Source organism: Clostridium beijerinckii (assembly GCF_036699995.1).
Classification (GTDB): domain Bacteria; phylum Bacillota; class Clostridia; order Clostridiales; family Clostridiaceae; genus Clostridium; species Clostridium helianthi.
Window position 1 is genome coordinate 1,268,604 of sequence record NZ_CP144906.1, and the last position, 11,968, is coordinate 1,280,571.

Genomic DNA, 11,968 nt, shown 5'->3' on the forward strand with positions numbered 1-11,968 from the left:
AGAATGAAGGGGATTATTTTAGCTGGAGGATCAGGAACAAGACTTTATCCAGTAACAAAAGCAATGTCAAAACAAATGGTACCAATATATGATAAACCAATGATTTATTATCCAATGTCAGTACTTATGCTTGCAGGTATAAGAGACATATTAATTATATCTACACCAAGGGATATAGTTAATTTTAAAGAGCTATTTAAAGATGGACAAGAGCTAGGATTAAATATTGAATATGCAGTTCAAGAAGAGCCTAATGGTCTTGCAGAAGCATTTATTATTGGAGAAGACTTTCTTGGAAATGATAATGTAGCGATGGTTCTTGGAGATAATATTTTCTATGGACAAAGCTTTACAGAACATTTAAGAAGAGCTGCAAGTTTAGAAAAAGGTGCATATGTATTTGGTTATTATGTTCAAAATCCAAAGGCTTTTGGAGTGGTTGAATTTGACGATGAAGGCAGAGTTATTTCTTTAGAGGAAAAGCCAGAAAAGCCAAAGTCTAAATATGCAGTTCCAGGGCTTTATTTTTATGATAATTCAGTAGTTAAAAAGGCTAAAGCATTAAAACCATCTCCAAGAGGAGAACTAGAAATAACAGATTTAAACAAAGCTTATATGGAAGAAGGTACATTAAAGGTTCAATTATTAGGTCGTGGAATGGCATGGCTTGATACAGGAACTCATTCATCTATGCTTCAAGCTTCTAACTTTGTTGAAGCAGTTCAAAATACTCAAGGAACATATATAGCTTGCCTTGAAGAAATTGCTTATAGAAAAGGATGGATCAGTTCAGAAGAAGTTATTGAACTTGCTAAGCCATTAATGAAAACTGGATATGGTAAGTATTTAATGGACATAGTAGAGGAAATGGAACTTCAAAAGGTAAAATCAGAAATTGCAGCAACTAAAAACATATAAGGAGCTAATGAAATGGGAAATTTTAATTTTAATAAGACTAGTATAAACGGAGTTTACATAATAGAACCTAAAGTTTTTGGAGATAACAGAGGGTATTTTATGGAGACTTATAATAGAGAAGATTTTTCAGGTGCTGGTCTTAATATGAATTTTGTTCAAGATAATGAATCTAGATCTAGTAAAGGAGTACTTAGAGGACTTCATTTTCAAAGAAAACACAGCCAAGGTAAACTTGTTAGAGTAACTAAAGGTGAAGTTTTTGATGTAGCGGTTGATTTAAGAATAGGATCTTCTACTTATGGTAAGTGGGAAGGCGTTGTTTTAAGTGAAGATAATAAAAAACAATTCTACATTCCAGAAGGTTTTGCTCATGGATTTTTAGTACTTTCAGATGAAGCTGTATTTAACTATAAATGTACAGATTTTTATGCTCCAGAATACGACGGTGGAGTTATGTGGGATGATTCAGATATAAATATAGAGTGGCCAATGGACGGAATAGAAAACATAATTCTATCTGAAAAGGATAAGAATCATCCAAATCTTAAGGACTTAGATTTAAGTGATTATGAAGATTTTAGATTGTAGAATTTCAAGGAGTATGGATTTATGAAAATATTAATAACTGGCTCAAAAGGTCAATTAGGTAATGAGCTTATAGATATAATTAATAGTGGAAAGGCTGAAATAGGTGAAGTTTCAGAAGCTATAGAAAAATCTGAGGTTGTAGCATTAGATGTAGATGAATTAGATATAACTAATTTAGAACAAGTTAAAAGTAAGATAAATGATTTAAAACCAGATGTAATAATTAACTGCGCAGCAGCAACAAACGTTGATGGGTGTGAAAGTAATGAAGATTTTGCATTTAAAGTTAATTCAATTGGCCCTAGAAATTTAGCTATAGCATCTGAGGACGTTGGAGCTAAGTTAGTTCAGGTATCAACTGATTATGTATTTAGTGGAGTAGGAAATAAACCATTAACTGAATATGATTTAACAGCTCCATATAGTGTATACGGAAAGACTAAGCTTTTAGGTGAAAACTATGTGAGAGAACTTTCTTCAAAGTATTTTATAGTAAGAACAGCTTGGCTTTATGGTTATGTAGGTCATAACTTTGTTTATACTATGAGAAGACTTGGGAAAGAAAAAGAATGTATAACTGTTGTAAATGATCAAAGAGGTAATCCTACTCATGCCAATGATTTAGCTTACCATATATTAAAATTAATACAAACAGAAGAGTATGGAGTATATCATTGTACAGGTAAGGGAGAATGCACATGGTATGACTTTGCTAAAATGATAATTGAATTATCTGATGAAAAATGTGAAGTTAAACCTTGTACTTCAGAAGAGTATAAAACTCCAGCAAAAAGACCAGAATATTCATCTCTTGATAATATGATGCTAAGATGTACTGTGGGCGATGATATGAGAGATTGGAAAGATGCTATAAAATCATTTATTAGTAAGTTAGATAAGTAAAGGAGTCTGAGTAATGAAAACATATTTAGTTACAGGTGGGGCTGGATTTATAGGCTCAAATTTTGTTTTATACATGTTAAATAAATATTATAAAGATATTAAGATAATAAATTTAGATAAATTGACTTACGCAGGAAATTTAGAAAATCTTAAATCTATAGAAAATGATGAAAGACATACATTTGTTCAAGGAGATATTTGTGATAAAGAATTAGTTTCAAGTCTTTTTGAGAAATATGATATAAATTATGTTGTTCACTTTGCAGCAGAATCACATGTTGACAGAAGTATAAAGGAACCAGAGATATTTGTAAAAACTAATGTGCTAGGAACAGTTAATATGCTTAATTGTGCTAAAGAAGCTTGGGAAAATGCAGATGGATTTAAAGAGGGCGTTAAATTTCTTCATGTATCAACTGATGAAGTTTATGGCTCTTTAGGAGATGAAGGATTCTTTATGGAAACAACACCAATAGATCCTCATAGTCCATATTCATCAAGTAAAGCAAGTTCTGATTTAATGGTTAAGGCTTATTATGATACATATAAAATGCCTATAAATATAACAAGATGTTCAAATAATTATGGGCCATTCCAATTTCCAGAGAAGTTAATCCCACTATTAATAAATAACTGTTTACAGCATAAAGATTTACCTGTATATGGTGATGGAATGAATATAAGAGATTGGCTTTTTGTAGAAGATCATGCAAAAGCAATTGATATGGTTATTAATGGGGGCAGATTTGGGGAAGTTTACAATGTTGGCGGCCATAATGAAAGAACAAATATACAAATAGTGAAAACAGTTATATCGTATATAAATGAAAATGTAGATAAAGATGTAACAGAAAACTTAATTAAGTATGTTGAAGACAGAAAAGGTCACGATAGAAGATACGGAATAGCTCCTGATAAGATAAAAGAAGAGCTAGGATGGTATCCTGAAACTACTTTTGAAGTAGGAATTAAAAAAACTATCAAATGGTATTTAGATAATTCAGAGTGGATGAAGAATGTTACTTCTGGTGATTATCAGAAGTATTACGAAAAAATGTACACATCTTAAAAAAGCAGCTATGCTGCAATTAAGAACTTTAATAGCCTCTTAAAAAAGCAGCTATGCTGCAATTAAGAACTTAGAAAGTCTGTTGCAGGCTAGCAACTAGCATCTCAGAGGTCCAAAAATTGCAAGTAAAAGCATTGCACTAAATGAATTGTTTGGTGCAATTTTTTTGTTGAATTCAATTATGAAATTACTCAAATAAAAAGCTTATTGATTGTTATGATGAGTACAAAACAAGCATTTTAGGTGTTCAAAGTGTTGAACCTGAAGATGTATGTAAGTATGGTATAGTTGATGGAATAGTAATAGAAGATAGGGTTTGCAAAGTCAAGGGATTAGTAGAAAAGCCAAGTATAGAAGATGCACCATCTAATACTGCAATACTTGGTAGATATGTAGTTACTCCTGCAATATTTGAAATTTTAGAAAATACAAAACCTGGTAAGGGAAATGAAATTCAACTTACAGATGCATTGCTAGAGCTTGCTAAAAGTGAAGCTATGTATGCTTATAATTTTGAAGGAAGAAGATACGATGTTGGAGATAAGCTTGGATTTTTAGAAGCAACAGTGGAATATGCCTTAAGAAAGCCTGAAATTAAGGATGAGTTTATAGAGTATTTAAAAAATATAGTGAAATAGCAAGTGAGTCACAAGTTCCTCACTAGCACCTCTGAGGTTCAAAATTTCACAAGTACAAGCATTGCACTAAATAAGAGTTTGGTGCAATTTTTTTGTTTTAAGGAAAAATATTATAGGATATAATAGTAGTAGATAATACTTGTAGTGGAGGATTAATAATGGATAAAAGATTGAATGAAAAATTAAGTGACTTTGGCAAGGCTTTATTAAGATTAAGTGAAGCTATAGATGAAAGTAAAAGTAATTCTAAATCATCAACACTAAAAGATGGAGTAATACAAAGATTTGAATTTTGCTATGAAATATGTTGGAAATTAATAAAATATTATTTGGAAAGTGAAGGAATACAAGAAGCTAAAAGTCCTAAAAGTACATTTAGAGAAGGTTTTAAAATCGGAATTATTGAAGATGGTGAAGTTTGGATTGATATGTTAAATGACAGAAATTTAACTTCTCATGTATATGATGAAGAGGTAGCCTTTGACATATATGAAAAAATAATTTCAAAATATTTTAAACAAATGAATGATATTTATGTATTGCTTAAATCAAAGGTAGTTGATTAGGATGTTTGGATTAAAAGAAATTATTATAGTTAATATAAATACGGTTTTATCTAAGTACGATGAAATTGAAAAAGCTTTGATTTTCGGATCAAGATCTAGAGGTAATTATAAAAAGACATCAGATATAGATATAGCTGTTTTTTCACATAATATGACTAGCAGTAGATTAAATTTATTAAGAAATGACTTAGAAGAGCTTGACATTATATATACTGTTGATGTAGTTGATTTTTATAAAATATCTAAAGAAGAATTAAAAAATAATATAATAAATGATGGAATAGTTATTTTTGATAGAAACAGTATTCAGCAGCAAGTTCAGTCATGCTTCCCTCGCAAAGGGGACAGACAATTGTAGAAGACTTGTATTAAATAAATGTTTAGTGCAGTGTTTTTTGTTGAAGAAATTTGTTCCACTAACTAATAAAATGTGTTAAACTACGATGGTATTTAAGAATTAACCATAGAGATGGGCTATGGTGGTTGTAGGTTTTCCCACCTTGGGCTATTGGTAAAGATTTTACTATATAGTCTAAGGGGGTGGTATTGGATATGCTAGAACTTATCATAGAAGGTATATTTATTGTATATATTACTAAATTGATATTAAAAAATAACCTTTTCATTTCAAATATAAAAATTAAGAGTAAGTTTCTTGGTTTAGATATAGAGGTTAACAGCAAAGAGAAAAAGCACCCATCCAGCGAAGATTAGTGCTTTAAACTCTTATTTAACAATTAATTTAAGTTAAAAATCTAATAGCCCTAAAACATAAAAACGTTCTAGGAGTAGCTTAGTGTTACCAGCACTAAGCTTTTCTTATTTATATTATATCAAATTTTAAATAAAAATAAACATTTATTTTTAAGAAAGTGAGTCACAAGTTCCTCACTAGCACCCCGAGATCCAAAAATTTAGCAAGTCGCTCACAAGTTCCCGACTAGCACCCCTGGGGGAAACAGGATTTTCCAAGTACAAGTATTGCACTAGCAAGTTCAGTCATGCTTCCCTCACAAAGGGGTCAGGCTCTTGTGAAAGATTACCAAATCAAAGAGTTGCACTAAAGGATTATTTAGTGCATTTTTTGTTTTAAGCGAATAGTTTTTAGGATATAATATACCTAATAAATAGAAATAAAGAGGTGAGTGGATTGCCAGAAATAAGCCTATTTTTTGGAATAAGAATTACTATAAATTATAATGATTATGTACCACCACATTTTTATGCTGAATATAATGGTGAAAAGGCATTGGTAGATATTATTAATGGTAGAGTTATGAAAGGATATTTGCCTAAGAGACAATTGAAATTGGTTTTAGCTTGGGCTGAAATTCACAAGGATGAATTGATGCAAAACTGGGAATTGGCTAGAAGTCACCAAGCATTATATAGAATAGCACCATTGAGTTAGGAGGATGTTTAAATGGAATATATGCCAGAAGTTATTCAAGTAAGACCAACAAATGATTTCAAAGTTTATGTTTATTTTGATGATGGTTCAATTAAGCTATATGATGCTAAGGAGTTAATAAATAAAGGTATATTTACTAAAGTTAAGGATATAAATGTTTTTAAGGAAACTTGTACTGTTTTAAATGGAACACTGGCTTGGGATTTGGATGGTAATTATAATGAAAATACATGTTTAGATATTGATCCGTTTGAGATATATGAAAATTCTCCAGATGTAGATGAGTAGCAAGTTTAGTCATTCTGTCCTCACAAAGGGGTCAGACCCTTGTGGAAATTTAACAGGTACAAGCATTGCACTAAGTTAAAGTTTAGTGCAATTTTTTTTGTTTTAAGGTTATTATGTATGGTGTATAATTAAGATAATAGATATTTAGAAGAGGTGGAATAATTATGAGCAAAGGTTTGTTAGATCCTAAAGTAGATTTTGTATTTAAAAATATATTTGGCTCTGAGAAAAATCCTGAAATATTAATATCGTTTCTAAATGCTACTTTAAAGCCTAAGAATATAATAACAAGTGTTAAGATAAAAGGTAATGACATTGCAAAGCAATTTATAGAAGATAAATATTCTAGATTAGATGTAAAAGCAACCACAAGTAATAATGAAATAATTAATATAGAAATACAACTAAAAAATGAACATAATATGATAAAAAGAAGTATGTATTATTTAAGTAAAATGTATGAAGAGCAGTTAGGAGAAGGTGAAGACTACTCAAAGCTTGGACGAACGGTTTGTATAAACATTTTAAATTTTAAGTATTTAAAAACTGAACGTTTTCATACAGCATATAGACTTAAGGAGATAGAAACTAATGAAGAATTGACAGACATAATAGAAATGCATTTTATTGAAATTCCTAAATTAGAAGAAAATAGTGATGAAAAAGATTTATTAGTTGCATGGACTGAATTTTTAAAAGATCCAGAAAGTGAAAAGGTAAGAAGTCTTGAAATGACAGTAGAAGAAATAAGACGTGCAAAAGATCAACTAGTAAGAATGAGTAATGATGCTGAGCAGAGAGAGATTTACGAGATGAGAGCTAAAATATTAAAGGATAAGGTAAGTGCACTTAATAAGGCAAAAGAAGAAGGTAGGGAAGAAGGAAAAATAGAAATGGCGATAGAGATGCTAAAGGATGGAGAGCCAATAGAAAAAATAATTAAGTACTCAAAGCTTGATGAAAGTGAAATTTTGGAACTTAAAAAGAAGATATAGCAAGTGAGTCACAAGTTCCTCACTAGCACCCCTGAGGTCCAAAATTTTACAAGTACAAGCATTGCACTAAGTGATTATTTAGTGCAATTTTTATTGTTTAAGAAAAATAGTTTATGGGATATAATATAAATAAATGAATGAATGAGGTGAACAACATGCCAGTTATTACAAGATTTTATGGGATAGTAGTAAAGATGTATCCAAATGATCATACACCACCATATTTTCATGCAATATATGGAGAATATGTTGGTGTTATAGATATAAATACATTAGAAATGATAGAAGGTTATTTATCAAATAGAGCTTTAAAATTAGTAAAAGAATGGGCTGAGAAATATCAAAAAGATTTGATAGATATGTGGAATACTAAATTATTTAGGAAGTTAGATGGCTTAGAATAATAATTATGAATAATCCTAAAATAAAGAAAATAAAGATAGATTCTCAGCAATATATTTTAATAGTTTTATTTGATAATGGAATACTTAAAGAGATTGATTTTAAAGAAAAACTGCAAGATGATTTCTACAGTGATTTAAAAAATAAGATGTTATTTGAACAAGCACAAGTTGATATTGGTGGTTATGGTGTAAGCTGGAATGAGGATATTGATATTAGTGAATATGAACTTTGGAATATTGGGAAAGTTATTAGCAATGAGTCCATTTTATTCTAGTTAGCAACCTCAGCCCTTCGGACAAGTCGCTCTTAAACTTCCTACTAGCAACCCTGGGGGAAACAAAAATTAGCAAGTGAGTCACAAGTTCCTTACTAGCACCCCAGAGATCCAAAATTTTAATTGATGGTACGCCAAGCAAGGGGGGAATAGCCGAAGCAAGTCGCTCGCAAACTCTCGACTAGCAACCCTGGTGGAAACAGGATTTTCCAGGTACAAGTAGTTGCACTAAATGAATTATTTGGTGCAATTTTTTGTTTTAAGGAAATTGGTTATAGGGTATAATTACACTATAGACAAATTGAAAGGATGTTAAAGATAATGTTATTTGAGCGAAATATTACATTTTCCGATGTTGTACCTCAATTAGAAATAAATAAATTAATTATATTGATAAAAAGATTATTGCCAGATGTTGTATTTAATATGGCGAGCTTAGAAGGAAATCCATTTACATATCCAGAAGTACAAACACTTTTAGATGGAATAACAATTGGCGGTCATAGATTAAGTGATGAGCAACAAGTTCATCGTATAAAAGAAGGTTGGAATTTATTATTTGAAATGGTGAGGAAAGATAATATAACAATAGGGAAAGAACTTTTTAATGATTTCAATAAAATAATCGCAAAAGATGAAGCATTAATATGTGGGCAATTTAGAACAGGACAGGTTAGGATTGGTGGAACAGATTTTATGCCACCCAAATATGATGAATTAGAAGTTATATTTGCTACTGAATTGCCACAAATTATAGATAGATGTAAGACAAAGACGGATTTAGCATTTGAAATGTTCCTATGGGGGGCTTTAAATAAATTTTATTATGATGGAAATAAGAGAACATCAAGATTAGTATGTAACTATATATTGATTTCTAATGGCCAAGGAGTATTAAATGTTAAAGCTAAAGATAGATTAGAATTTAATACTTTGATGTTAGAATTTTATAATACTAGAAAAGCAGATAATATTGTGGAGTTTTTCTATAAAAAATGTTTGGAAAGATATATATAGCAACTTCACTCTCAAGCTACCTATTAGTACTTTTAAATCACATGTATTTAATGTATATCATGTATGGTTAATAAAAAATCATGTCTGCTTTTTGTTTCATTACAATGTGATTTAGGCTATAATAAAAATATATTAGTATATAATTTATTAAATAAGGGGCTGATATAAATGCATATAGAAGAAAATAGAATGTTTACTTTAGAAGAATATGAGAAGTTACAACATAAATATAAATATAATATAGAGTTCATAAATGGAGATGTTGTTCTTCATTCTAAAACCTCTGTTAAACATAATGAGATAGTAAATAATATTCAATTTAAGCTTATGAGCTACTTAACTAATAGTAAATGTAAAGTATATACTGAGCAAATAGAAATAAAATTTCATAATGATAAGGATATAATAAATATATTTCCAGATGTATTTGTAATGTGTGAAGATGGAAAAAAAGTTGGAGAAAGCTTCGTATCTCCACCAAAGATAATATTCGAAGTGGTTTCTCCTAATTATTCAGGACATGATTATATAACCAAACTTCAAATATATCAAAGGTATGGAGTTTTAGAATATGTAATAGTTGAGCAGACAGGTGAGATGATTCAGTATAATCTGGTAGATGGCGTATTTAAGCCTTCTATAAATGAGTATTACTCCAGTAATATTTTTGAAGGATTATTTATTAAAACAGAAGAAATATTAGAATAGTTAGTTGAGTCATGTTTCACTCAAAAAAGAGTTAGAACCTTATGAAAAATTACCAATTACAAGTATTACACTAAGTGAATTGTTTAGTGCAATTTTTTATTTTAAGGAAATTGGTTATAGGGTATAATAGGAATAAAGTTAATGTTAGATGTGAATATGTATTAGATAGGAAGTGAAGCTCATGTGTAAATTAAATCCAAAAGTAGATTTTGCATTTAAAAAGCTCTTTGGAAGTGAGGAAAATAAATGCATATTAATTTCATTTATAAATTCCATAATATCAGAAGAAAATCAAATAAAAAATATAGAGCTAAAAAACCCATATAATATTTCAAATTATAGAAAAGGTAAAATGACAATCCTTGATATAAAAGCAGTAGATGAAAAAGGCATATGGTATGATATAGAAATGCAAATAGCAGAACAAGGATATTATGATAAAAGAGCACTTTATTATTGGTCAAAGGTGTATTCTGATCAAATTGAAAGTGGAGATGATTTTGAACTTTTAAGAAAGACAATAGGAATAAATATATTAGATTTTAATTATCTAAAAGAAGAAGATTTTCATAATATTTATAGAATGTATAATGAAAAAACAAAAGAAGAATTTTCAGATTTATTTGAGATGCACTTTATAGAATTAAATAAATTTAAGAAGGATTATAAAGATATAAAAACAGCATTAGATAGATGGGTTAGCTTTTTAAATAGAGCTTATGAAATAGATAAAGATGAAATACCCAAAGAATTAGGAGAAGATGAGAATATAAAAATAGCTATAGAAAAATTAGACATAATGTATTTAGATAAAGAAGAAAGAGAAATATATGAAAATGATTTAAAGGCTTTACGTATACATAAGGCAGAAATTAAGACAGCGGAAGAAAATGGTATTAAAAAAGGAAGAGAAGAAGGAGAAAAGAAAAAAGCTTTTGAGATAGCTAAAAATTTATTAGATGTTTTGGATAATGAAACTATAGCAATTAAAACCGGATTGACTATAGATGAAATAGAAAAGTTAAGATACAACTAGTAGCAAGTGAGTAACAAGTTCCTCACTAGCACCCCAGAGATCCAAAATTTTAATTGATGGTACGCCAAGCAAGGGGGGAATAGCCGAAGCAAGTCGCTCGCAAACTCTCGACTAGCAACCCTGGCGGAAACAGGATTTTCCAGGTACAAGTAGTTGCACTAAATGAATTATTTGGTGCAATTTTTTGTTTTAAGGAAATTGGTTATAGGGTATAATTACACTATAGACAGATTGAAAGGATGTTAAAGATAATGTTATTCTCAAGCTACCTATTAGTACTTTTAAATCACATGTATTTTAAGTGAATAACTTTTTCGAATCCCTTTCCATATAAATAAACAAAAGTTTTAGGAACAAAAATAAAGACCAGCTTTTCATTTGAATTAGTTATGTTAGTTTCTTCTACTGACCACTTTTCTATAGGTCCATGAAAAGAAACATCTGTTATCACTCCAGTATCAGCATAAGGAATAAATTTTGTAACCTCTTTTGGAACCCAAAAAAGTACTCTGTAATGATACAATCCATCTCTTCCTATTATTTTATCATATGATAGAGTTGCTCTTTTTTCAGTATAATTACTTTTACTTGAGTTATTATTATTTAAACTTGAGTCTGAAATTGAGAAAATACTAGCATATCTTAGCAATGGAGGGCAGAGATTTATAGGGAGGAAGATGAATACTAGTATACATAAGAATAGTGATATTAGTATAAAGTTATTTTTATGTTTTTTAATCATTCAAAAAACCCCTTATTATTCCTTAATATCTAGTATTTTAAACCAATTTATATTTTTTATACTATTGAAAAAGACCCGTTACAACAAAGTAACGAGCCTTTTAATTTTATGCTACATCAATTTTAGTAACAGTTTTCTCTGTCAATTTAGCTTCTGATTTTTTTACTAAAGCTCCAGAAGAACTGAAGAAGACGTTCTTTTGAATAATTATGTCCATTAGAGAATTTACCTCAGCAGGAGTAACATCAGGTTTAACTCCGCTGATGCTGAAGTTGCTTTTTAATCCATTTTCAGTTATAAAAGTCATTGCTAAAACATATTCCATAATTTAAATCCCCCTAAAATTTTATTTATAGTAGTTAAAGATTGATTATAAGATGAAGGATAAGAGAAAGTACCTTTTTAAATAT

17 protein-coding genes and 1 pseudogene are annotated in these 11,968 nt (G+C 29.6%); 16 read left to right on the plus strand and 2 right to left on the minus strand.

Annotated elements, in window-relative coordinates:
* Positions 1 to 3 precede the first annotated feature (3 nt).
* From rfbA to PZA12_RS05945, 16 genes and pseudogenes are all read left to right on the plus strand, one after another.
* A complete protein-coding gene (rfbA, locus tag PZA12_RS05870; protein WP_103697833.1) occupies positions 4 to 918 on the plus strand; it encodes a glucose-1-phosphate thymidylyltransferase RfbA in 915 nt (304 codons plus the stop codon).
* 12 nt (positions 919 to 930) lie between these two features.
* Positions 931 to 1,506, plus strand: a complete 576-nt coding sequence (rfbC, locus tag PZA12_RS05875; RefSeq protein WP_103697832.1) for a dTDP-4-dehydrorhamnose 3,5-epimerase — start codon at positions 931 to 933, stop codon at positions 1,504 to 1,506.
* A 21-nt stretch (positions 1,507 to 1,527) separates the two neighbouring features.
* Positions 1,528 to 2,409, plus strand: coding sequence for a dTDP-4-dehydrorhamnose reductase (rfbD, locus tag PZA12_RS05880; protein WP_103697831.1), 882 nt, complete (start codon positions 1,528 to 1,530; stop codon positions 2,407 to 2,409).
* Between the two features lie 13 nt (positions 2,410 to 2,422).
* Positions 2,423 to 3,478 carry a dTDP-glucose 4,6-dehydratase gene (gene rfbB / locus PZA12_RS05885; RefSeq protein WP_103697830.1) on the plus strand — a complete coding sequence of 352 codons (1,056 nt, stop codon included), beginning with the start codon at positions 2,423 to 2,425 and terminating at the stop codon, positions 3,476 to 3,478.
* Between the two features lie 197 nt (positions 3,479 to 3,675).
* Positions 3,676 to 4,116 (plus strand): annotated as a pseudogene (locus PZA12_RS05890) (UTP--glucose-1-phosphate uridylyltransferase); the annotation flags it as partial.
* A 158-nt stretch (positions 4,117 to 4,274) separates the two neighbouring features.
* Positions 4,275 to 4,682 carry a nucleotidyltransferase substrate binding protein gene (locus PZA12_RS05895; protein WP_078114790.1) on the plus strand — a complete coding sequence of 136 codons (408 nt, stop codon included), beginning with the start codon at positions 4,275 to 4,277 and terminating at the stop codon, positions 4,680 to 4,682.
* Position 4,683: 1 nt separating this feature from the next.
* Positions 4,684 to 5,040, plus strand: a complete 357-nt coding sequence (locus PZA12_RS05900; protein ID WP_103697829.1) for a nucleotidyltransferase domain-containing protein — start codon at positions 4,684 to 4,686, stop codon at positions 5,038 to 5,040.
* Positions 5,041 to 5,234: 194 nt separating this feature from the next.
* Entirely contained in the window at positions 5,235 to 5,396 is a 162-nt protein-coding gene (locus tag PZA12_RS05905) for a hypothetical protein (RefSeq protein WP_171786085.1), read from the plus strand.
* A 436-nt stretch (positions 5,397 to 5,832) separates the two neighbouring features.
* On the plus strand, positions 5,833 to 6,093 hold the full coding sequence (locus tag PZA12_RS05910; RefSeq protein ID WP_078114792.1) for a DUF4160 domain-containing protein: 261 nt from the start codon (positions 5,833 to 5,835) through the stop codon (positions 6,091 to 6,093).
* A 12-nt stretch (positions 6,094 to 6,105) separates the two neighbouring features.
* Positions 6,106 to 6,381, plus strand: a complete 276-nt coding sequence (locus PZA12_RS05915; RefSeq protein WP_078114793.1) for a DUF2442 domain-containing protein — start codon at positions 6,106 to 6,108, stop codon at positions 6,379 to 6,381.
* Positions 6,382 to 6,545: 164 nt separating this feature from the next.
* On the plus strand, positions 6,546 to 7,376 hold the full coding sequence (locus PZA12_RS05920) for an Rpn family recombination-promoting nuclease/putative transposase (RefSeq protein ID WP_103697827.1): 831 nt from the start codon (positions 6,546 to 6,548) through the stop codon (positions 7,374 to 7,376).
* A gap of 155 nt (positions 7,377 to 7,531) precedes the next feature.
* Positions 7,532 to 7,780 carry a DUF4160 domain-containing protein gene (locus PZA12_RS05925; RefSeq protein WP_103697826.1) on the plus strand — a complete coding sequence of 83 codons (249 nt, stop codon included), beginning with the start codon at positions 7,532 to 7,534 and terminating at the stop codon, positions 7,778 to 7,780.
* A 5-nt stretch (positions 7,781 to 7,785) separates the two neighbouring features.
* Positions 7,786 to 8,055 carry a DUF2442 domain-containing protein gene (locus PZA12_RS05930; protein ID WP_078114785.1) on the plus strand — a complete coding sequence of 90 codons (270 nt, stop codon included), beginning with the start codon at positions 7,786 to 7,788 and terminating at the stop codon, positions 8,053 to 8,055.
* A 321-nt stretch (positions 8,056 to 8,376) separates the two neighbouring features.
* On the plus strand, positions 8,377 to 9,072 hold the full coding sequence (locus PZA12_RS05935) for a Fic family protein (protein ID WP_103697825.1): 696 nt from the start codon (positions 8,377 to 8,379) through the stop codon (positions 9,070 to 9,072).
* A gap of 168 nt (positions 9,073 to 9,240) precedes the next feature.
* Positions 9,241 to 9,780, plus strand: coding sequence for a Uma2 family endonuclease (locus PZA12_RS05940; RefSeq protein ID WP_078114796.1), 540 nt, complete (start codon positions 9,241 to 9,243; stop codon positions 9,778 to 9,780).
* Between the two features lie 181 nt (positions 9,781 to 9,961).
* Positions 9,962 to 10,816 (plus strand): Rpn family recombination-promoting nuclease/putative transposase, encoded by an 855-nt coding sequence (locus PZA12_RS05945; protein WP_078114797.1) that lies wholly within the window; start codon positions 9,962 to 9,964, stop codon positions 10,814 to 10,816.
* 286 nt (positions 10,817 to 11,102) lie between these two features.
* Here the strand turns inward: PZA12_RS05945 and PZA12_RS05950 are convergent, their stop codons facing one another.
* Positions 11,103 to 11,558, minus strand: a complete 456-nt coding sequence (locus PZA12_RS05950; protein WP_103697824.1) for a hypothetical protein — start codon at positions 11,556 to 11,558, stop codon at positions 11,103 to 11,105.
* A 106-nt stretch (positions 11,559 to 11,664) separates the two neighbouring features.
* A complete protein-coding gene (locus tag PZA12_RS05955) occupies positions 11,665 to 11,883 on the minus strand; it encodes a DUF2922 domain-containing protein (RefSeq protein ID WP_078114799.1) in 219 nt (72 codons plus the stop codon).
* Positions 11,884 to 11,968 lie beyond the last annotated feature (85 nt).